Origin of the sequence: Phormidium tenue FACHB-1050 (assembly GCF_014696925.1) — a bacterium.
In the GTDB taxonomy this organism is placed as follows: Bacteria; Cyanobacteriota; Cyanobacteriia; order Pseudanabaenales; family Pseudanabaenaceae; genus Pseudanabaena.
Genome location: NZ_JACJQY010000012.1, coordinates 1 through 18,981, shown reverse-complemented (window position 1 = coordinate 18,981; position 18,981 = coordinate 1). Strand labels below are relative to the sequence as shown.

Below are 18,981 nucleotides of genomic sequence, written 5' to 3'. Positions count from 1 at the left end.
CATTTCTTTATTTGAAAACCAAACCCTAAATAGTGAGGGCGGCGCAAAGCGCCGCCCTCACTATTTAGATGTAATACATAGTTGTAGCCATTTGACGTTGGCGTTGCCGATCGCATAAATCCTTCAGCGTACAGCCATCTAATACATTAGAAGCCGCCTTTTGGGCAGTTTCCCATACTTCATGGATTACTGAAAGAGACGCGCTCTCATTGCCTGACTTACTACTTTTTTCCGCGATCGGATCGTATCCCTCAATTCCCCGAATGATTTCTAGTAAACTTATTTCCCAAGGCTCACGGGAAAGGATATAGCCACCCTTAGCTCCCCGTTGACTCTTAACTAAGCCTTGACGCTTTAAAGTCGCGAGTAACTGTTCCAAATAGCGATCGGGAATATTTTGTTGGTTCGCAATTTGACGAATCTGGAGAGGCTGATCGATCGCAAAATGATTAGCTAGCTCAAGCATAGCCAAAATTGCATATTCACTCTTTAAAGAAAGTTCCACAACAGACCGTAATTTTTGTTTAAAAAATTTTTCTTAACTGTTTACTATGATACTACGGTATTGCACTGTAAATTTAGAGCAAATACGCTCTAATACCAAAACACGAAATGGCTATACTTTTGTGGTTTGGTATAGCTGTCGCCATTCTTGTTAGGACATAAAACCCAAATAGTGTGAGGCGGCGCTTCGCGCCGCCTCACACTATTTGGGTTTTGAATTGTCCTGATACAGGTGACTATAGCTATATAAAGCCGAAAAATTAAAGCGCTTCTGCGATTTTATAGCTTTATACCAAATCAAGAAATGGCTACGCCATTTCTTGATTAAAAAACTTACTAGCTTTGGGGGGGCAATTCACAAAGGTGTTGCAACACCTTTGTGAATTGGCATTACTCATTTACGGGCTGAATAAATCTACTATTTGCCCTAACATAACATCCCTCAAATGTTGAAGTCACAGAACGAACTTGCATCCAAGGTCTTCCATTTTTATCACGAGCATTTATTAAAACTTCATCAGACCCGCCCCGACCGATTTGTGCTTCTATAATGTCATTGGCATTATAAGTACGTTGAACAGGACTATTTATACTTGGTTCTTTACGACAATTGAGGCTATCAACAACTACTCGCCAGAGCGATCCTGTCCCATATCTATCTACTCTTTGCGCTCGTACATTAGTTTCATTTCTGTAGTAGTTGCCCTGTTTATCTGGGACGGCAACCTCGGCTTGGACAACGCTGACCGGCAATAATGTCACTGGCAAGACAGCGATCAGCAACATAGAATGTTTCAGGTAGATAGAAATTGTATTTAAACAATTACTTGGAAAAATATTCATATTATTTAGCAGAATGTCCCATGGTCAGTAGGTTGTATGAACGGTTCTAAAAATGCAATAACTGTATCAAATTTGACGCAAGCAATTACGCTTTTGTTGCGGGATGAAATAGGAATTGTGCGCGTGACGGGGGAAATTTCTGGTTTCACAACCGCAGCCTCTGGACATCGATATTTTACGATCAAAGATGAGTCAGCCCAGATCGATTGTGTGATGTGGGCTAGCCGTGCCATAGCCTTTCGTCCTAAGAGTGGAATGCAAGTCGTTGTCCAAGGTCGGCTAACGGTTTATGCAACCCGTGGCAAATATCAGATTGATTGCGATCGCGTGACTGCCGCAGGACAAGGTGATTTATATCTAGCCTTTGCGGCGATGAAGGAAGATCTAGCGGAACGCGGATATTTTGATCCAGAACGTAAGCGAGAGATTCCTGCTTTTCCTTTGAAAATTGGGGTGGTCACGTCACCGACAGGAGCCGTGATTCAAGATATCCTCAGTACGCTAAAGCGGCGATCGCCCCATTGCGAGGTTTATTTATGTCCTGCCACAGTGCAAGGTGAGACGGCTCCTGAAGAAATTGCAGCGGCGATCGCGGCTTTGCAAAATACCGAAGCGGATGTGTTGATAGTTGGTCGTGGTGGCGGCTCGATTGAGGATCTCTGGGCGTTTAATACAGGGCAAGTTGCGGAAGCAATTTATCATTCGCGGATTCCCGTCATTTCTGCGGTTGGACATGAAACCGACTTTACGATCGCGGATTTTGTGGCGGATTTACGGGCTGCTACACCAACGGCGGCGGCGGAACTAGTAACGCAATGCGATCGCGAAACCCTATGGCAACAGATTACCGCTTGGGAAAATCGCTTAAATCGCGTTGTTCAATTAGAAATGCAGAATTATGATCAACGGTTGAATGCACTCATCAATAGCTATGCCTTTCAAAATTTTGGCGATCGCCTGCATGATCGCGCTCAACAATTAGACGAAGCTGATCAAACCATGCAAAAGTCTCTCCTTCGTCACTTGCGCCAATCCACCAATAAACTTGAAAGCATCACCGCCCATCTGCGATCGCTACATCCACTATCACCATTACAGCGTGGTTTTGCTTTGTTGCGATCAGGTGATCGCTTGCTTAGCAATGAGGATTCACTCACTGAATTTGATAAAGTGGAAATTGTGCGGCGCTCGGAAATTGCCCAAGCCAAGATTGAACAAGTAATCGATAAAGTATATGACCGACCAGAATAAATCGCCAAAGAAACTACCAGATCTAACCTTTGAAGAACAGATGCAGCGACTCGAAGAAATTGTGGAAATTCTCGATGATGGGGAAACTGCTCTAGATGAGATGCTTGCGCTCTATGAAGAAGGCATGAAGCGATCGCAATATTGCCGTGAATATCTGGAAAAAGCGGAACAGAAAGTTACCCTAATTCAAAGTCAAAATTCATGATTTCGTCAATAGAGATCGCCACATCAGGCAACATTAGCAAGTTAATTACTTCACCTTTGCCATAAATTTGTACATGCTGATATCCAGTTTCACTTGGTTGTCGATAGATCTCAAAAACTTGTGCTTCCAAATTAGCAATCCACAGTTCAGGGATACCAGCTTTAGCATAAAGAGGAACTTTAACATCACGATCATACTTTAGGGTTGAATCCGCTACTTCAATCAACAGAAATATTTCTGTGGGTATGGGATGACTTTCTAAATAATAATTTTGGCGTTCTTTAACCACGGCAATATCTGGTTGTGGCTCAGAGCGATCGCCCATATGAATGGGATTTTGTTGTCTGACTAAAGCTTTATTTCGGGTGCGATCACGTAGTACATCAGCCAGTTTTGATAAACAAGCAGCATGTTTTGCTCCAATCGGGGACATTTCGATTACTTCTCCTTCAATTAACTCTGTTCTTTGCTCCACGTCTAAAATACCAACTTCAGCCATTTTGTAATATTGCTCAACGGTGAAGCGGTGCTTAGTTGGAGTTTTTGATATTGTGGGGGCGGTGATCGCAATCATGACTGGCTATCCTCGGCTGATAGAATATTTTCTAGTATAGTAACTCTCCCTCTCTGAAGTGAACTAATTGAATCAAGTCAAGACTAACACCCATAAAAATTTTCACTAATATGGCTCATAAAGGCAATAAATCTTTTTTACCTAGCAAAGACTGTGTAGTTTGCGGCAAGCCCTTTACATGGCGCAAAAAATGGGAGAGATGCTGGGATGAGGTTAAATATTGTAGCGATCGCTGTCGTAAGCAAAAAGGGAATAGTTAAAATAAATATCAGGACAGGCGACGCGAAGCGTCACCTGTCCTGATATCTGAAAAGCTATCGAGGACTGGAGATTAATGGCTTAGGATTATGAAAAAATTTCTGCTCACATGCTTGTTCTTTGCAGGCTTATTTTGGGCGCTCTCGACCTATCAAGGTTTAGCAGTCCAAGGCAAATATGACTCGATGGTATTGAATTTTCGCAATGACTTGTCATCGGAACAAGTAGATCTCGAACTGAAGGCGATCGCCTCAAAATATGGAATTGAGCCAAAATTCAATAGTCCCTTCTCCAAGTCCAGTCGTCTTTACATCGTTAAAGGCGATGCTCAAGTCCTCGACAAGCTCAAACAGTCAGAAGAACTTCGTAGCTTGACTGAGTACGTCGAAGCTAATTACGTTTATTCGATGGACTTTATTGGTGGTGGCACAACTCCCAATGATCCGATGTACAAGGATCAATGGAACTTAAAAGCGATCGAAGTGGAAAAGGCTTGGCAAAAGACCAAGGGCAAAGGTATCACAGTTGCTGTCATTGATACAGGTGTGAGCAAAGTCGATGATCTCAAAAACACTAATTTTGTCAAGGGCTATGACTTTGTAAACGATCGCGAAGATGCTAGTGATGATAACGGACATGGAACCCACGTTGCGGGAACGATCGCCCAATCGACAAATAATAATTTTGGTGTAGCTGGCATTGCCTACGAAGCTAGCATCATGCCCCTCAAAGTGCTGTCAGCGTCAGGGGGCGGCACAATTTCGGATATTGCTGAAGCGATTATCTTTGCCGCAGACAATGGCGCAAATGTGATCAATATGAGTCTTGGCGGTGGTGGCGAAAGCAAGCTCATGCAAGAAGCGATCGACTATGCCTACAAAAAAGGTGTGGTTATCGTCGCGGCGGCGGGAAACTCCAATCGCAATGCTGCTTTTTACCCAGCTCGCTATCCTAAGGTAATTGCGGTATCCGCCACAGGTTCTACTGGTGAAAAAGCTCCCTATTCTAACTATGGTGCAGGTATCGATGTAGCGGCTCCAGGAGGTGCGATCGCAAGGGGGAAAAACGGCGAAAAGGGTGATACATCGGGCGGTATTTTGCAAAATACGATTGATCCTAGAACTAAGCAATCTGTATTTAGTTCTTTCCAAGGAACTAGCATGGCAGCCCCTCATGTGTCTGGAGTCGTGGCTCTGATTGAAGCATCAGGGGTGAAAGATCCTGAAAAGGTTTTGCAAGTTCTCAAACAGTCTTCCCGTAAAGTCACTGATGATACTTTGAACTATTACGGTGCAGGGCATTTGAATGCGGCATCCGCAGTAAATATCGCTTCTCAGGGACAATTAGGAATTCCTGATTTCTTACGATGGGCGCGAGACAATGGATACTTGAGTCCGCGTTTTTGGATTGATGGCGGGGCGATCGCTTTAATTCCTAAACTAATTATGGTGATTGGCTCCTATCTATTAGCGTGGCTACTTAATCGATGGTTCCCTTTCCGTTGGAATTGGTCATTTTCCAATGGAGTCTTCTTTGGTGGCGCAGGGCTATTCTTTTTACGTGGCTTCTATTTATTTGACATTACCCAACTTCCTTTCCGTATAGCAGGTAGTTCTTTACCTGAGTTAGGAAATGCTTTTTCTAATACCAATGCGCTTAATCCGATTACGGCAAGTGTATTACTGCCACTTGGTCTATTACTGATTCTGCTCGGACATCCCCAATGGAAATGGTTTGCGATCGGTTCAGCGATCGGTACTTCTGCTTGCTTAGCAACCAGTGCAGTGCTTGCACCACAGATGATGTGGATTGGTGATGGACTGCCTGCGATCGCTTTTCTCAGTGTCAACTCACTACTTTGTTTTGGGTTTGCCTATCTATCGATTAAATCAGAAACTTCTAGCATATAAACCTAAAGTGGGGGGGCTAAGCCTCCCCCACTTTAGGTTTTGGCTTTGGGAAATTACTACAGAGAATATATGAATATCCAGATTATCGGAACCGTAGAATATATCGATATTGGTACAGGAACTTGGGTGATCGTAACTGACACTGATGAGCAGTATGAGATTTGGCAACCAGCCCCCGAAGCGATTTTGCAAGAGGGATTGAAAGTAAAGGTTACCGCTAAAGTCCGAGATGATGTATTTACAATGGCAGCGATCGGCGAAGTTATAGAAATTGAAGATTTTCAAAGATTAGGATAAATAGCCTTCCTAAATCATTTGCCATACAGTCAAGGGGCTTAAACCCCTTGACTGTATGAGCCTTAGCACTTCCCGATTCATTGAGGATTGCTAAGTAGCTAAGCATAATTAATAACAAAACACAAAATGGCGTAGCCATTTTGTGTTTTTAAACCCCAAACCCTGTGGCGCACGTTGCGCGTGCGCCACAGGGTTTGGGGTTTGTTATTTAATTGCGCCCAGCTATTGATGCATTCCCTTTTTTATGTTTATTCAACTAAGAGGGTAAATACCCCACCGCTCTGCGGTGTGAGTATATTCTAGTAAAAAAGAATTTGATACCCCGTCCGCTTGCGGCGGGGTGATTCATTTAAAACTGGCGACGAGCGAAAATGAGAATAGCGATCGCCAAAGTCAACAGCGCATAGCTCAAGATATAAACGCCATTGCTAAACATATCTGGCAGGCTTGGCAAAATATTATAAACTGCTTCATTTTTAAGATTAGCACGCGACAAATCGGGAAGAATCATATACAAAGTGCGCGTTACAGCTTGCAAACTTGGATTTTTAGAAATTTCACCCAATAACAATAAATCGCGGCTAAAGTTACCAATTAAATAAGCCGCAAGAGTTAGTAAAGAGGCAATTAGCGAACCTGAAAAGGAACCAAATAAAATGGCGATCGCGCCTAGCAGCATGATTTGCCAAAAGATAAAAAAGTTAGCCGTGAGAATCGCAGGAATCGGGATCGGAATATTTTTAATCGCCATCAAGGCAATAAAAATTACCGTCATAATCGACACCAAGGCTCCGACCACAGCAGTTAAACCGAGATGTTTGCCTAATACAAATTCAGCCCGATGCATTGGCTTAGCAATCAAAATAAAAATTGTACGTTTGTCGATTTCCTTATTAATCAGATTTGTGCCAACCAACACCGCCACAATTAAACTCACCACTTCGATCGCCGCAATACCCACATCGACAATCATCTTTGCCGATGAGTCATAGGAAAATTCTGGCAACATTAGCATTGCTGACACCACAATTACGGTATACAGCAAAGATAGATACAGCACCTGTTCGCGCACAGTTTCGCGAAATACATTGGTGGCGATCGCCCAAACGCGACCTAAACTTAGACTCAGGTTCAGGCTCAAGTTCATAGGTCTAAAGAATCCTCATACGTCCTAACATGATTGCATTTTATCGCACAATTAGAGGGGCGTTTCGCGCCGACTGTGCATTATGCTAACAACCTATGAATAATTTGCCAGCAATTCTTCCTTTTATCCAAGAGTTAACTAAGCAGGTAGGTGATCGCCTACTTGCTGATTTTGAACAGGCGCGAGTGGCGATCGCCAAAGATGACGGTAGCCTCGTTACTAAAAGCGATCGCTGGGCGGATGCCTATATCAAAGCAGCACTCGAAAAAGAGTTTCCTGAATATGGGGTTTTGACTGAAGAATCAACCCAGACTTTAGGAAATCAAGAATGGTCGTGGGTGGTTGATCCCCTTGATGGCACAACCAATTTTGCAAGGGGCATTCCTATTTGGGGCATATCCTTAGGACTATTGCATCACGGCACACCCGTTTTTGGTTATGTTGCAATACCACCATTGCGTCAAAATATTTATGGTTGGTCTGATGAGCATGGCTCAGCAGCATTTTTTAACGACATACTGATTCATTTGCCTGAAGTTGCACCTAATCCTGATGCGCTTGGTAATTACTTCTTTAGCGCCTGTTCCCGCAGCCTCGAAAAAATGGGCAGATCGAAGTTTCCTTTTAAACTGCGAATGTTGGGTGTGGCAAGTTATAACATTTTGACCGTGGCGATCGGTTCCACGATTGGAGCTGTAGAAGCAACTCCCAAGATTTGGGATATTGCGGCTGTGTGGGTAATCCTAAAAGCGATCGGTGCAATTTGGGTTCCCTTAGAAGCTTCCCAGAACATTTTTCCATTAGAACTAGGAAAAGATTACAGTAGCCGTAATTTTCCCACTTTAGTAGTTAGCCATTCTCAACTCTTGCCAATGGCTCAAGTGATCGTCAAGCCTTTTAATACCAATTAAGGAATAATATAATATCGCCTTACCCTTGGGTAAATTGTTGAGAATATGGAACTATTTGATTTAACGAGCATTAATTGCGATCGCTATGTCAACGTTATTGTTGATTGCATTGGTATTGATGATTTGCTGACCTATCGTATTCCTGATGATCTCGACATTCAGATTGGTGATATTCTCAGTGTTCCATTAGGTAATCGACAAGTAGGCGCGATCGCTTTACAAATTTCTGATACTTCTCAAATTACAGATACTGAGACAGAAATTAAATCAGTTATTGCTGTAGTTAGCTCAGGTATTTTCCCAAAGACATATTGGGAGATGCTGATTCGCACAGCAGAGTATTATCGTACACCTGTGATGCAGACTGTAAAAACTGCTCTGCCGCCTAAGTTACTGGATCAGTCTCATTATCGAATTAAAGTAAAGCATGAGGATCTGGTTCCGCCTTTGGCGGAACCAGATCCTCATGCTTTACCAAAAGCAGCACAAATGGTTTGGGACTTTTTACAAGAGCATAGGCATAATCCCAAAGGAATTAGTCGTCGTTATATTCAGCAAAAGCTTGGTAGATATACTAGTTCAGGCTTAAAGGAACTTCAAAAACTAGAATGGATTGATACGGTTTTAGAACTACCAAATCGACCGCAACCTAAATATGAAGATCTTGTTATTTTACTGAAAGCACCTGATAGTGAAGTCACCACCAGACAAGCAGAGATTCTCGCGATTTTGCAGCATCAAGGTGGGGAATGTTTAAAAACGCAATTAATTAAACTTGCAAAGACATCATCTTCAGTTTTGCAAACACTTACGAATAAAGGATATATTGCCATATCCAAACAAGAGTCGCTACGACTAGGTGGAAAAAGTCATACAGTCAAACGCGATCGCCCCAAAGATCTCACACCCGATCAAGAGTCCGCATTACAACAAATTTTGCAGGCGATCGCTGACCAAACCGCTCCTCATTTTCTCCTGCATGGGGTTACAGGCTCAGGCAAAACAGAAGTATATCTACAAGCGATCGCTGCCGTACTCGCAGCAGGAAAATCAGCGCTAGTTCTGGTTCCTGAAATTGGCTTAACCCCACAATTGACCGATCGCTTTAGAGCCAGATTTGGGGATGCAAAAGTGAATGTTTATCACAGTCAGTTATCAGAGGGCGAGCGCTTTGATACATGGCGATTGATGCTCACGGGTGAAGCTCAAATTGTCATCGGTACGCGATCGGCGGTGTTTGCACCCCTATCGAATTTGGGCTTAATTGTGATGGATGAGGAGCATGACAATAGCTTCAAGCAAGATCAGCCCCAGCCCTGTTACCATGCACGCACGATCGCAGAATGGCGATCGCAGTTAGAGAATATTCCTCTAGTGCTTGGTTCAGCCACACCCTCGGCGGAAGTAATCTATGATCACCAAGAGGGTAAATCAATCTATCTCGAACTTCCCTATCGTATTGGCAATAAAGACATGCCTCCGATTGAGGTTGTCGATATGCGTGATGAATTTAAAGCTGGTAATTATTCGATTTTGAGTCGGAAGTTGCAAGGTGCGATCTCCGAAATGCTCGAAGCCAAGCAGCAAGGAATTCTCTTCATCCATCGACGTGGATATAGTACTTTTGTATCCTGTCGATCCTGTGGCTATGTTGCCGAGTGTCCTCACTGCGATGTTTCGCTCTCCTATCACGATCCGATTTCACCTACTGCCCATCAACCAAAATCCGCGCATTTACGCTGCCATTATTGCAACTACACGTTAATTCAGCCCAAATCTTGTCCAGAGTGCGGCTCACCTTATTTTAAGCATTTTGGCAGTGGCACACAAAAAGTGGAACAGGAACTCGCAAAGCTATTCCCCAATATCCGCTTGATTCGCTTTGATAGTGACACCACCCGCAACAAGGATCAACATCGTTTATTAATCGAACAGTTCCGTTCAGGAGAAGCAGATTTATTAGTGGGGACACAGATGTTAACCAAGGGGTTAGATATTCCGCAAGTAACTTTAGTAGGCGTAGTTTCGGCGGATGGATTATTAAACTTTTCAGACTATCGCGCAGGGGAGAGAGCGGCGCAAACTTTGCTACAGGTAGCGGGTCGTGCAGGTCGTGGCGATGAAGATGGCAAGGTAATCATGCAAACCTATACCCCCGAACATCCTGCCATCCAAGCGGTACAAACCTATCAACTGGAAGCATTTATGCAGACTGAGTTAGAAATGCGTGAAGCTCTGCGTTATCCACCGATGGGACAGATGGTACTAATTCACCTCAGCAGTGAGAGTGACACTACCGTTGAGAAAGCAGCGAATCAATTAGCGGATTATTTACGTCAATTAGAGAATGATTGGGATATTTTAGGGGCAACTCCCGCCACGATCGCTAAAGTTGCTAATCGTTATCGCTGGCAGATTTTACTAAAATTTGCTCCTGAAGTTTTACCCAATGTGCCAAGTCTAGAAGAGTTGCGAATGTTGGTTAACTCTAAAGCTGTACGAGTAGCGATCGATGTCGATCCACTCACCATTTTGTAACCGCAGTAAACCGCCAAGAACTTAAGTTCTTGGCTAAAAGCTCAAACCCGTTTCAACGAGTTACTTAGTAGTATTCTATAGTCCACTTCAGTGGACTTGAGCTTTTAGCCATGCACTTGAGTGCATGGCTACTTGAGTGCATGGCTACTTTAAGTCTAATCAACGAAAATTCCATACTTCGTAACGACCATTGCGAAGTGTGAGAATTTGTCCTTCAATACTACTAGGTAATACGTCTAGCCAAATTCTGCTGCCCTTCATATCACTGAATAGAAGAGCACCATCACTAGAGAAGGCGAGCGCTAGAGGATAATGCCGATCGCCTAAATCAACTTTTTCGCGATCAAGCAGTAATAGATATTCAGGCTTGCCGCCACCATCTAAACTAACCGATGATAGAGTCCATTGCTGCTGCACTAACACACTAAAGTCTTCGATACTGAGCGAAACTTCCCCATTGCGTTGCAACTCCCGATACATCGTCCGAATGATGCGCTCAATCGTTACTGATGAGAGGGATGCCCACTCGACAGGATTGCCAGTGGGAGGATTAAAAGCACCGCCACTGGTAACAAGGGGAGGGATCGTACTTGTGTTAAGCAAAGGGGCAAGGTTCGCCTCACCTGAAGCGAGAATTCTTAGTCCTCCGTTATCACTAATCCAAAGAGACTGGGCGGTTAAAGTGGCTGTTTGCGATTTTCCATAGGGATCGTATAGCACGACTCCCAGATTATTATTCAGCGAAAGCCCCAAAATCCTCCATAGCAAAATTGAGGAGCGATCGCTAAGTTCAGGAAATGGATCATTAATCCACTTATCCCCATCTTTAATTAAATTGATATTAACTTCATACCAAGCCTGCCCTGATTCAAGTTTTGGTGGTGGCAAAAACCATGTAGAACCTGCCTCACCCTTCCCAATATAGGTAACTGTTCCCATCAATTGTTTCGGATTAAGTGTAACTGGAGCCAGATCCAAACGTTGCAATAATTGATTGGAATCTTTAGGATCAACTTTCTGCTCCCTGAGCCAATGTTCAGCGCGGCGCAACCCATTGCGCTGTAAAACTACTAACCCTCCCCACAGCTTAATTTCTTTGGCTTCCGTAAAAGTTAACATGGTCATCACCCTTTGCCAAATGTGAGGATGATATTTCGCTAACATTTCCGCAATTTTGTCACCCTTGTAAGCAGGATCATTGGCGATCGCCAGAGCTTCAGTCCATCTACCATCAATAATATTAATTAATGCTTTATCTCCCAAATTAGAATTGGGATTTTCGGCTTGCTGCGAGGTAATCTGAGCATGTAAAGCAATCATGTCATACTGCTCTTGCAAAAATGGCGAAAGCGTTTTTCCCTGAGTCTTCAAGTCCTCAACCATCAAATTAAACTTACCCAAAGCAGGTGACCATAGACCCACACTCGCCATCACTAAAGCATCTTGGTAATACTTGGGCTGTCCCTTCGCTTCATTTAATGTCACCTGTCGCAATTTTACTGGGCGAATGGAACTAGCGATCGCTTCTTCAGGCTGAAAAATCAAAAATTGCGGTTCAAATGATTGAGTTTGATTGACTACAAGTTGCACGGAACCAGAGTTACTTGCTAGAGCATTACGCCATTTAGGAAGTTCTCCTATGGGACTTGTCCATGCATCTAATTCTACTAACCGCGATCGCTTATCATTGACAAAATAGTAAATCTGTCCGTAGCTAATTCCATCAACATTACCTACAGTGGTGAACCAAACTCCATTAAATTGAGAAGGAGCATTATTTAACAGTGATAATTTCTTAAGGGGCAGACGATTACGATTTGGGCGCATCCGTTCAGGAATGGACTCAGTGGCATATTTAAACCGTGGCGATCGCACAAAATACTCGTCAATTCCTGCGATCGTGGTTGTGCTTACCAATAGTAATTTCTCTACACCCCGATCTGAAATTGTTTGATAGAATCGGATTTCGCGAAGATTTTGCGTTTCTGTTTCCAGAACGGTATAGATAATTTCCCCTGTTTTAAGATTGAAGTTTTCGCCAAGTTTTAGTTGACTGCGCCCTAGTTCTGCTTGGATTTGGGGGATGCTTTTAGGGAGATTCCATAATGAATTAGAGTAAAAAGCAGGAGCGTCAGAAGGTGCTAGCCAACTAATTGCTAAAGGATTAGCCAGATAGATTAACCCTAATCCAATTAATCCTCCAACTATGGGAATGCTCAATACAATAGTTAGATTTGACCATGTGAAGCGATCGCGCAGATCGATCTCTGGTAAGTCTTGTCCAGAGGAATTAACGTCTTGCAACTCACGATCTGTCTTAACAAGATCGCCAAAAGGTTTTGAGGATTCAGGTAAAGATTTCATGCGCGACATCGCAAATCTCATACGGATGCCATAGCCTAGCACAATAGCTTAACCATAGCTGCCCTGAGATGGCAGGGATTGTAATTCTCATTATTGTAATTCTCATTATATAGCTATCGCCGAGAATCTTGATTTAGCTAGATGCCCAAGTAAATCAAACAAACGGCATTATCCTATATTTTCATGCTGTTTTCATACTGAAAAGAAATTTTTAATTATGACAATATACCTGTTATCGAAGGTTAGAAATTTGGGTACGTTACTAGCAACGTTTAAAGGCAATTAAACAATCGACAAAAATCATGGCAAATGTTCTAAAGGGTATTCAGTCTGTTGTAATCAGTGTTTCAGTTAGCTTAATAGCTTTTGGGGGATTTAGTCTTGTAGCTCAAGCGGAGACTGAATGTGCAGCTTCTTCAAATGGTGATGTTGCTGTTGCCGCTTGCGTTGATGCGGATGGTAATACAGCAGTAACTGCTGTTGATTCGGAGGGGAATCAGGTAACTATTACTGAGGATAGTGAAGGAAATAGGACTACTGAAACTGTTGAAGTAACTAAGTAGATTATAAGCATTCAAAAAACAAAAAGAAGCGGCACTTTGTGCCGCTTCTTTTTGTTTTTTGAATGCTTAGGGCTTACCCGTAAAATAAGGAACCGATTTTTGGTGGCATGGCTAAGCTGTGCTACTACAGCAAAGCAAGTTTTGCTTAGGACATAAACCCCAGAATCGAGGGGCGGCGATTCGCGCCGCCCCTCGATTCTGGGGTTTTGGTTTGTACTAGCTAACTCTTTTTTTGCTATAAATTAAATAAATTGCAAAAACCTTAGAGTAGTAAAACCCTCCCATCGTAAAAGATTAAGTTAACGTGAGTTCGATAGAGCCATTTGCGCCATGCTTCGCACGGCACAAATGGCAGAAAATGGTAAGAATCGCTTAGCGATTCTTACCATTTTCTGCTTTCGGCGAACTGACGTTAAGTTAAATGATTATAGAATTTGATTGTGTAATTCACAGCCTATAAAATTGGTTTATCATTGATAAAAAACAGGCTAAAATTAGACTAGCTAATTTTTGTTATAATTCGCTACTACCTAGCCAATTAAACGCCAAGGAATTTAGCCAAATCCTATAGTTACGTTTTTACAAATACACATTCATGAATTAACGCATTATGTCTACATCAGTAACATCTCAAGAGTCCCAAGTTGCTCAAGACCGCATTATCTTTTTTGACACCACCTTACGCGATGGCGAACAGTCCCCAGGCGCAACTCTGAACGTGGAGCAAAAATTGCTAATCGCGCAGCAACTGGCTCGACTTGGTGTAGACATTATTGAGGCGGGTTTTCCCTTTGCGAGTAAAGGTGATTTTCATGCTGTCCAAGAAATCGCTAAGCTCGTTGGTACAGAAGATGGCCCCACAATCTGCGGTTTAGCCCGTGCCACCAGATCTGACATTGAAGCGGCTGCTGAAGCGGTCAAACCTGCGGCAAAAGGTCGCATTCATACGTTTCTTGCCACCTCTGATATTCACTTAGAGTATAAGCTCCGCAAAACTCGCGCTGAAGTTTTGGCGATCGTGCCAGAGATGGTTGCCTATGCCAGATCCAAAGTTGCAGATGTCGAGTTTTCCCCTGAAGATGCTGGACGCTCCGATCCTGAGTTTCTTTACCAAGTCTTAGAATCAGCGATCGCCGCAGGAGCATCGACGGTAAATATTCCTGATACTGTGGGCTATTTAACTCCATCTGAGTTTGGAGCCTTGATCAAGGGCATCAAAGAAAATGTACCAAATATTGATCGCGCCATTATTTCTGTGCATGGTCATAATGATCTCGGCTTGGCGGTAGCGAACTTCCTTGAAGCTGCCAAAAACGGGGCGCGTCAAATGGAATGCACAATTAACGGGATCGGTGAACGGGCTGGTAATGCCGCTCTCGAAGAATTGGTGATGGCATTGCATGTGCGCCGAGCTTATTTCAATAGCTTTCTTGGTCGTCCTGCTGAATCGACTGAACCACTCTGCAACATTGATACCAAGCAGATTTACAAAACTTCTCGTCTTGTATCTAATCTCACTGGCATGTTGGTGCAACCCAATAAAGCGATCGTGGGCGCAAATGCCTTTGCCCATGAGTCGGGTATCCATCAGGATGGCGTATTAAAAAATCGTCTCACCTACGAAATCATGGATGCTCAGTCCATCGGCTTAACCGATAACTTGATCGTCCTTGGCAAACTTTCGGGACGAAATGCTTTGAGTTCTCGCCTTAAAGAGCTTGGCTTTGAGCTTTCAGAACAGGAACTTAATGCCGCCTTTGTCCGCTTTAAGGAACTTGCAGATAAGAAACGCGAGATTAGCGATCGCGATTTAGAGGCGATCGTTAACGACGAAATTCGTCACGCTCCTGAAGCCTTCAAACTTGATCATGTGCAAGTAAGCTGTGGCGATCGCGCAATCCCTACTGCAACAATCACGATTGTGATGCCCGATGGTACAGAAATCACCGATGCGTCAGTGGGAACTGGCCCCGTTGATGCGATTTACAAAGCGATTAATCGCATTGTGAATGTTCCGAATCAGTTGATTGAGTATTCAGTCCAGTCCGTTACCGCTGGTATCGATGCCCTTGGTGAAGTAACTATCCGCCTTAAGCATCCTGATGTCGGTACTCTTTCTGGACATTCCGCTAACACTGATATTATTGTTGCCTCAGCGAGAGCCTATCTCAGTGCTTTGAACAAGCTCTACTTTGCGCTTCAGACCCCGAATACAAAAATAAGCGATCGCGACAAACTTAAAAAAGAAGCAGCTTTATAAACAATAAAAAACGGCGCTTTGCGCCGTTTTTTATTGCCTATAAAGCTTGCAAAGCCAGATGAAATGCGGTGATCGATTTGGCATCAAGACTTGTATCTGCACTCTGTGATCGCAATAATGCTTCTATCTCTTCACGGCTCAATAATACGACTTCTATCTCTTCATCTTCATCTTGAGCAGGAGGATGTTCTAGCTTCTCCAGCCCTTGGGCTAGATATGCATGAATAATCTCATCAGAATAACCTGGACAAATATAGAAGCCTCCTAAATATTGCCATTGGCTAGCTCGATAGCCTGTTTCTTCTTCAATTTCACGCTTGATTGTTACACTATGATCCTCCCCAACTTCCAAAGTGCCAGCAGGAAATTCTAGTAAATAGCGTTGAATTGCAAATCGATATTGCTTAACTAACACGAATTTGCCATCGTCTGTCACAGGAACCGCTAGTCCTGCCCCTGGATGTTTAATATATGAATACTCACCTGTTACGCCGTGGGGTAACTTGATGCGATCGACGTGGAAGGAAAATTTACTACCTTGATAGCTAAGGCGATTTTGCAAAATTTCTGAGGTGATGGGATCTGACATGGTTATTTTTATTAACTAACTTCAGCACATTTTGTCACAAGATGAGATTGGATTTTGCAAGTAAATCTAATGCACTTCACAACCGTCCCTAATCCCACAACATCACAAATCACTGCGAATATTAGCTAAAATGTTGTAGTGCTACGATTGATTGGCGATCGCTCAAATTAACCAGCGCAAAAGATTATGTTACAGACAATCCAAGGAATATATCGGAACGGTAAGATCGAGTTAGCGGAAATTCCCAAAGATATTACGGAGAGTCAAGTTTTTGTGACTTTTTTTAAGCCTGAGTCAGTTAGTCTCGCTAGTCAGTTTATGTCATTTGGGATGTTTTCAGGTTCTCAACAATCGACTGAAGCTGATTTTAGAGATGCTGAGTTTAATGATGAGAAAATCAGGTAGCTCTTTTGAGTTGTGACCAAATATTTGTGCTGCAAATTTGGTTAGGATTGTTTGGTAGTTGACTAGGGAGATCACCTAAAATATTCATTTTCAATATTATTGTTACAAAATAGCTATAGTTGAAATCCTGCCTAAAAAAGTTTTGTTAATTCTATTAAAATGTCATCAGTAAAGTGTAAAGGTACGACAAAATCTGGCGCAAAATGTAATCGTGAAGCAGGTTCTTCTGGATATTGCTATGCTCACGATCCTAAAGCCATAGCTGAACGTGAGACTCAAAATCAAGCGTTAAAGTTAAAATCTAAATTTGCGATACCATCTAAAAGATTTAGCGAAAGACAGGGGTTTAAACACGTATCTGAAGTAATTCAAGTTGATGATATAAGTAAAGATTTAAGACATTCACTTTGGAATGTTTTAAGTAACAATTTTTTACTCCAGTATTCTAATTCTATAACATGGATGTTTTATGGGAAGAGAATTGATGAATTTATTAAATATTTGTGGATAGATTTTTTTAAAAAGCCAATAGATGATTTGTCATCTTTTAAGAGTGGGCAAGTAAATGAATTGCGAGAACTCTTTGATAGATTTGAATGGTTTGAAGTTTATGATTTCCTTGAAGTTACTCTTAACTATTTTGAAAGTGTGACATTAGTGGAAGAAGTGAATAACATCTTAAATAGAGAGTTTTCAGGCTTTAGGTTTGTTGGAGGTGTATTTACAGATATAACAACTGAACAAGAGGTTAAGATGCTAGAGGACGCATTGACTGGTAAGCGATTTCCTGCTGTAGCGAGCCATCTCCAACGCGCTCTTACTCTGATGAGTGATCGAAAAAATCCAGATTATCGAAACTCTATAAAGGAATCTATCTCTGCTGTAGAAAGTATTGCAAAAGAGATTACTGGTAAGCCCAAAGCAACTTTAGGAGAAGCGCTCAAAGTTTTGGAAGTTTCCAACAAAATCCATCCGTCTTTAAAAGAATCTTTCTCAAAATTGTACGGTTATACTAGCGATGAAGGAGGCATTAGGCACGCTATGCTAAGTGAACCTAATCTTACTGCTGCTGACGCAAAATTTTTTCTACTTTCATGTACATCTTTTATCAATTATCTAAAGTCAAAAATTTAATCCTTCAATTGTCTTGACCTATTTTAGAATGTTTAAATTGAATCTCTGTGACCAACTTATTAGGAACAATGTGAAGAACATTTACAAAAAATGACAAAAGGAAGAGAAAGTCAATTGAAAATCAAGATTTAGGTTTAATCGCTCACTGGGAGAAAACTGTAGCAAACTGTCATAACCAAATCGCAAAATTAGAAAGGAGACTCAAAAAATGAATACAACTTATAAACAACCAATTGATCGCCTCAAGCGTCACATGGCGGAATACCAACCCCAACTAAAACGCGCCATTGCAGCCATTAATATTCTTGAAACGGCTAGTCCAGATTCCGATGAGTTCTGTAATGCACTAGCTGAACTTCACGTTTGCACCACTATCTTAGAGCCATATTCAGAGGGAATGCTAGAAGCGATCGAGCAGTTTACAGAAGATGACTCTATCTCGGCTGATTCATAAAACTTGTCTCAAGGAGCGATCGATCATCATAATCATCCTCAAGCAATGTGCGATTTTAGGTTGGATGAGAGGTGATCGCACTGTAGATTTAGCGATCGGCGGTATAAAAATAACAACGATAAGAGGACGATCATCATGGCGATCGCAACACCAAATGCACTAATAGATAACCGTATCCGCTACGTTACAAACACCGAAGGCAAAACAATCGATGTAATTGTTCCCATTGAACTTTGGCAACAAATTATTAACTCCATTATTCCTGATAGCACCATATCTCAACAAGAAGATATTTTAGAATCCTTCGCTTTGCAAAATTTAGAACAATGCTATGGAGAAGATGAACCTGAGTACTCATTAAAAATAATCAAGGAATACAACACCAATTATGCAAGAAAGTAAAATTATTCTCACCCCAATCCCTCAAGCCAATGGAGCTATCAAAAATCGTTCTGCACTGATTATCAAAATGGATTGAAGAAACTTTACTTTCATTAGGGATTGAACTATTGCCATTGACCACAGAAATTACAGTCAGAATCAACTCTCAATAAAAAAGCCCCTCCTTGCGGAGAGGCTTTTTTATTTCGAGAAGACTAGATTAGTCGATTAACCATTGATAGCAGGAGCAGCCATTGCTACAGGTGCTACATCAACTGCTGCCAAATCGAGTGGGAAGTTGTGAGCGTTGCGCTCGTGCATTACTTCCATACCCAAGTTTGCGCGGTTGATTACGTCTGCCCAGCTAGGTACGACACGACCTTGGCTGTCAGA

General features: G+C 42.4%; 20 protein-coding genes and 1 pseudogene. 14 read left to right on the top strand and 7 right to left on the bottom strand.

Features of this window, described 5'->3' with window-relative positions; translation table 11 throughout:
• Positions 1-64: 64 nt before the first annotated feature.
• Positions 65-505 carry an RrF2 family transcriptional regulator gene (locus H6G05_RS09640; protein WP_190577974.1) on the bottom strand — a complete coding sequence of 147 codons (441 nt, stop codon included), beginning with the start codon at positions 503-505 and terminating at the stop codon, positions 65-67.
• A gap of 389 nt (positions 506-894) precedes the next feature.
• Positions 895-1,347, bottom strand: coding sequence for a hypothetical protein (locus H6G05_RS09635; protein WP_206756215.1), 453 nt, complete (start codon positions 1,345-1,347; stop codon positions 895-897).
• A gap of 36 nt (positions 1,348-1,383) precedes the next feature.
• Here H6G05_RS09635 and xseA point away from each other — a divergent pair, with 36 nt between their 5' ends.
• Together xseA and xseB are read left to right on the top strand one after the other, a co-directional pair.
• The gene (gene xseA, locus H6G05_RS09630) at positions 1,384-2,598 is read left to right on the top strand and encodes an exodeoxyribonuclease VII large subunit (protein WP_190577972.1); all 1,215 of its coding nucleotides are present in this window, start codon (positions 1,384-1,386) and stop codon (positions 2,596-2,598) included.
• Positions 2,582-2,803, top strand: a complete 222-nt coding sequence (gene xseB, locus H6G05_RS09625) for an exodeoxyribonuclease VII small subunit (RefSeq protein WP_190577971.1) — start codon at positions 2,582-2,584, stop codon at positions 2,801-2,803. The genes xseA and xseB overlap by 17 nt, the downstream gene beginning before the upstream one ends.
• On the opposite strand, the gene H6G05_RS09620 is transcribed toward xseB, so the two are convergent.
• Positions 2,775-3,377, bottom strand: a complete 603-nt coding sequence (locus tag H6G05_RS09620) for a Uma2 family endonuclease (RefSeq protein WP_190577970.1) — start codon at positions 3,375-3,377, stop codon at positions 2,775-2,777. The genes xseB and H6G05_RS09620 overlap by 29 nt on opposite strands.
• A gap of 110 nt (positions 3,378-3,487) precedes the next feature.
• On the opposite strand from H6G05_RS09620, the gene H6G05_RS09615 reads away from it, so the two are divergent.
• The 3 genes from H6G05_RS09615 to H6G05_RS09605 all read left to right on the top strand — a co-directional run bounded on the left by H6G05_RS09615 (position 3,488) and on the right by H6G05_RS09605 (position 5,842).
• On the top strand, positions 3,488-3,637 hold the full coding sequence (locus H6G05_RS09615) for a DUF2256 domain-containing protein (RefSeq protein ID WP_094529854.1): 150 nt from the start codon (positions 3,488-3,490) through the stop codon (positions 3,635-3,637).
• An 87-nt stretch (positions 3,638-3,724) separates the two neighbouring features.
• The gene (locus H6G05_RS09610; RefSeq protein ID WP_190577969.1) at positions 3,725-5,545 is read left to right on the top strand and encodes a S8 family peptidase; all 1,821 of its coding nucleotides are present in this window, start codon (positions 3,725-3,727) and stop codon (positions 5,543-5,545) included.
• Positions 5,546-5,614: 69 nt separating this feature from the next.
• Entirely contained in the window at positions 5,615-5,842 is a 228-nt protein-coding gene (locus H6G05_RS09605; RefSeq protein ID WP_190577968.1) for a hypothetical protein, read from the top strand.
• 349 nt (positions 5,843-6,191) lie between these two features.
• On the opposite strand, the gene H6G05_RS09600 is transcribed toward H6G05_RS09605, so the two are convergent.
• Positions 6,192-6,989, bottom strand: a complete 798-nt coding sequence (locus tag H6G05_RS09600; protein WP_190577967.1) for an ABC transporter permease — start codon at positions 6,987-6,989, stop codon at positions 6,192-6,194.
• 95 nt (positions 6,990-7,084) lie between these two features.
• On the opposite strand from H6G05_RS09600, the gene H6G05_RS09595 reads away from it, so the two are divergent.
• A complete protein-coding gene (locus H6G05_RS09595) occupies positions 7,085-7,900 on the top strand; it encodes an inositol monophosphatase family protein (RefSeq protein ID WP_190577966.1) in 816 nt (271 codons plus the stop codon).
• Positions 7,901-7,945: 45 nt separating this feature from the next.
• On the top strand, positions 7,946-10,438 hold the full coding sequence (gene priA / locus H6G05_RS09590) for a primosomal protein N' (RefSeq protein ID WP_190577965.1): 2,493 nt from the start codon (positions 7,946-7,948) through the stop codon (positions 10,436-10,438).
• Positions 10,439-10,597: 159 nt separating this feature from the next.
• On the opposite strand, the gene H6G05_RS09585 is transcribed toward priA, so the two are convergent.
• Positions 10,598-12,802, bottom strand: a complete 2,205-nt coding sequence (locus tag H6G05_RS09585) for a hypothetical protein (RefSeq protein ID WP_190577964.1) — start codon at positions 12,800-12,802, stop codon at positions 10,598-10,600.
• Positions 12,803-13,104: 302 nt separating this feature from the next.
• Between H6G05_RS09585 and H6G05_RS09580 the strand changes: the two genes are divergently transcribed.
• The gene (locus H6G05_RS09580; RefSeq protein WP_190577963.1) at positions 13,105-13,365 is read left to right on the top strand and encodes a hypothetical protein; all 261 of its coding nucleotides are present in this window, start codon (positions 13,105-13,107) and stop codon (positions 13,363-13,365) included.
• 610 nt (positions 13,366-13,975) lie between these two features.
• Positions 13,976-15,625 (top strand): 2-isopropylmalate synthase, encoded by a 1,650-nt coding sequence (locus H6G05_RS09575; RefSeq protein WP_190577962.1) that lies wholly within the window; start codon positions 13,976-13,978, stop codon positions 15,623-15,625.
• A gap of 37 nt (positions 15,626-15,662) precedes the next feature.
• On the opposite strand, the gene H6G05_RS09570 is transcribed toward H6G05_RS09575, so the two are convergent.
• Positions 15,663-16,214, bottom strand: coding sequence for an NUDIX hydrolase (locus tag H6G05_RS09570; protein ID WP_190577961.1), 552 nt, complete (start codon positions 16,212-16,214; stop codon positions 15,663-15,665).
• A gap of 186 nt (positions 16,215-16,400) precedes the next feature.
• Here H6G05_RS09570 and H6G05_RS09565 point away from each other — a divergent pair, with 186 nt between their 5' ends.
• The 5 genes from H6G05_RS09565 (at position 16,401) to H6G05_RS09545 (ending at position 18,609) form a co-directional block, all read left to right on the top strand.
• Entirely contained in the window at positions 16,401-16,619 is a 219-nt protein-coding gene (locus H6G05_RS09565; RefSeq protein WP_190577960.1) for a hypothetical protein, read from the top strand.
• Positions 16,620-16,778: 159 nt separating this feature from the next.
• A complete protein-coding gene (locus H6G05_RS09560; RefSeq protein ID WP_190577959.1) occupies positions 16,779-17,753 on the top strand; it encodes an AbiJ-NTD4 domain-containing protein in 975 nt (324 codons plus the stop codon).
• Positions 17,754-17,961: 208 nt separating this feature from the next.
• Positions 17,962-18,207 carry a hypothetical protein gene (locus H6G05_RS09555; RefSeq protein WP_190577958.1) on the top strand — a complete coding sequence of 82 codons (246 nt, stop codon included), beginning with the start codon at positions 17,962-17,964 and terminating at the stop codon, positions 18,205-18,207.
• Entirely contained in the window at positions 18,182-18,370 is a 189-nt protein-coding gene (locus tag H6G05_RS09550) for a hypothetical protein (RefSeq protein WP_190577957.1), read from the top strand. Before H6G05_RS09555 ends, H6G05_RS09550 begins: the two co-directional genes overlap by 26 nt.
• On the top strand, positions 18,343-18,609 hold the full coding sequence (locus H6G05_RS09545; RefSeq protein ID WP_190577956.1) for a glycosyl hydrolase family 31: 267 nt from the start codon (positions 18,343-18,345) through the stop codon (positions 18,607-18,609). The genes H6G05_RS09550 and H6G05_RS09545 overlap by 28 nt, the downstream gene beginning before the upstream one ends.
• Positions 18,610-18,816: 207 nt before the next feature.
• Here the strand turns inward: H6G05_RS09545 and H6G05_RS09535 are convergent.
• Positions 18,817-18,981, bottom strand: a pseudogene (locus H6G05_RS09535) (photosystem II q(b) protein); the annotation flags it as partial.

Coding starts and splice junctions, on each gene's coding strand:
- priA (WP_190577965.1), top strand. CDS start 7,946: ATGGAACTATTTGATTTAACGAGCATTAATTGCGATCGCTATGTCAAC.
- H6G05_RS09560 (WP_190577959.1), top strand. CDS start 16,779: ATGTCATCAGTAAAGTGTAAAGGTACGACAAAATCTGGCGCAAAATGT.
- H6G05_RS09620 (WP_190577970.1), bottom strand. CDS start 3,377: ATGATTGCGATCACCGCCCCCACAATATCAAAAACTCCAACTAAGCAC.
- H6G05_RS09555 (WP_190577958.1), top strand. CDS start 17,962: ATGAATACAACTTATAAACAACCAATTGATCGCCTCAAGCGTCACATG.
- H6G05_RS09600 (WP_190577967.1), bottom strand. CDS start 6,989: ATGAACTTGAGCCTGAACCTGAGTCTAAGTTTAGGTCGCGTTTGGGCG.
- xseA (WP_190577972.1), top strand. CDS start 1,384: ATGAACGGTTCTAAAAATGCAATAACTGTATCAAATTTGACGCAAGCA.
- H6G05_RS09550 (WP_190577957.1), top strand. CDS start 18,182: ATGACTCTATCTCGGCTGATTCATAAAACTTGTCTCAAGGAGCGATCG.
- H6G05_RS09565 (WP_190577960.1), top strand. CDS start 16,401: ATGTTACAGACAATCCAAGGAATATATCGGAACGGTAAGATCGAGTTA.
- H6G05_RS09545 (WP_190577956.1), top strand. CDS start 18,343: ATGGCGATCGCAACACCAAATGCACTAATAGATAACCGTATCCGCTAC.
- H6G05_RS09575 (WP_190577962.1), top strand. CDS start 13,976: ATGTCTACATCAGTAACATCTCAAGAGTCCCAAGTTGCTCAAGACCGC.
- xseB (WP_190577971.1), top strand. CDS start 2,582: ATGACCGACCAGAATAAATCGCCAAAGAAACTACCAGATCTAACCTTT.
- H6G05_RS09580 (WP_190577963.1), top strand. CDS start 13,105: ATGGCAAATGTTCTAAAGGGTATTCAGTCTGTTGTAATCAGTGTTTCA.
- H6G05_RS09615 (WP_094529854.1), top strand. CDS start 3,488: ATGGCTCATAAAGGCAATAAATCTTTTTTACCTAGCAAAGACTGTGTA.
- H6G05_RS09610 (WP_190577969.1), top strand. CDS start 3,725: ATGAAAAAATTTCTGCTCACATGCTTGTTCTTTGCAGGCTTATTTTGG.
- H6G05_RS09635 (WP_206756215.1), bottom strand. CDS start 1,347: ATGAATATTTTTCCAAGTAATTGTTTAAATACAATTTCTATCTACCTG.
- H6G05_RS09585 (WP_190577964.1), bottom strand. CDS start 12,802: ATGAAATCTTTACCTGAATCCTCAAAACCTTTTGGCGATCTTGTTAAG.
- H6G05_RS09595 (WP_190577966.1), top strand. CDS start 7,085: ATGAATAATTTGCCAGCAATTCTTCCTTTTATCCAAGAGTTAACTAAG.
- H6G05_RS09605 (WP_190577968.1), top strand. CDS start 5,615: ATGAATATCCAGATTATCGGAACCGTAGAATATATCGATATTGGTACA.
- H6G05_RS09570 (WP_190577961.1), bottom strand. CDS start 16,214: ATGTCAGATCCCATCACCTCAGAAATTTTGCAAAATCGCCTTAGCTAT.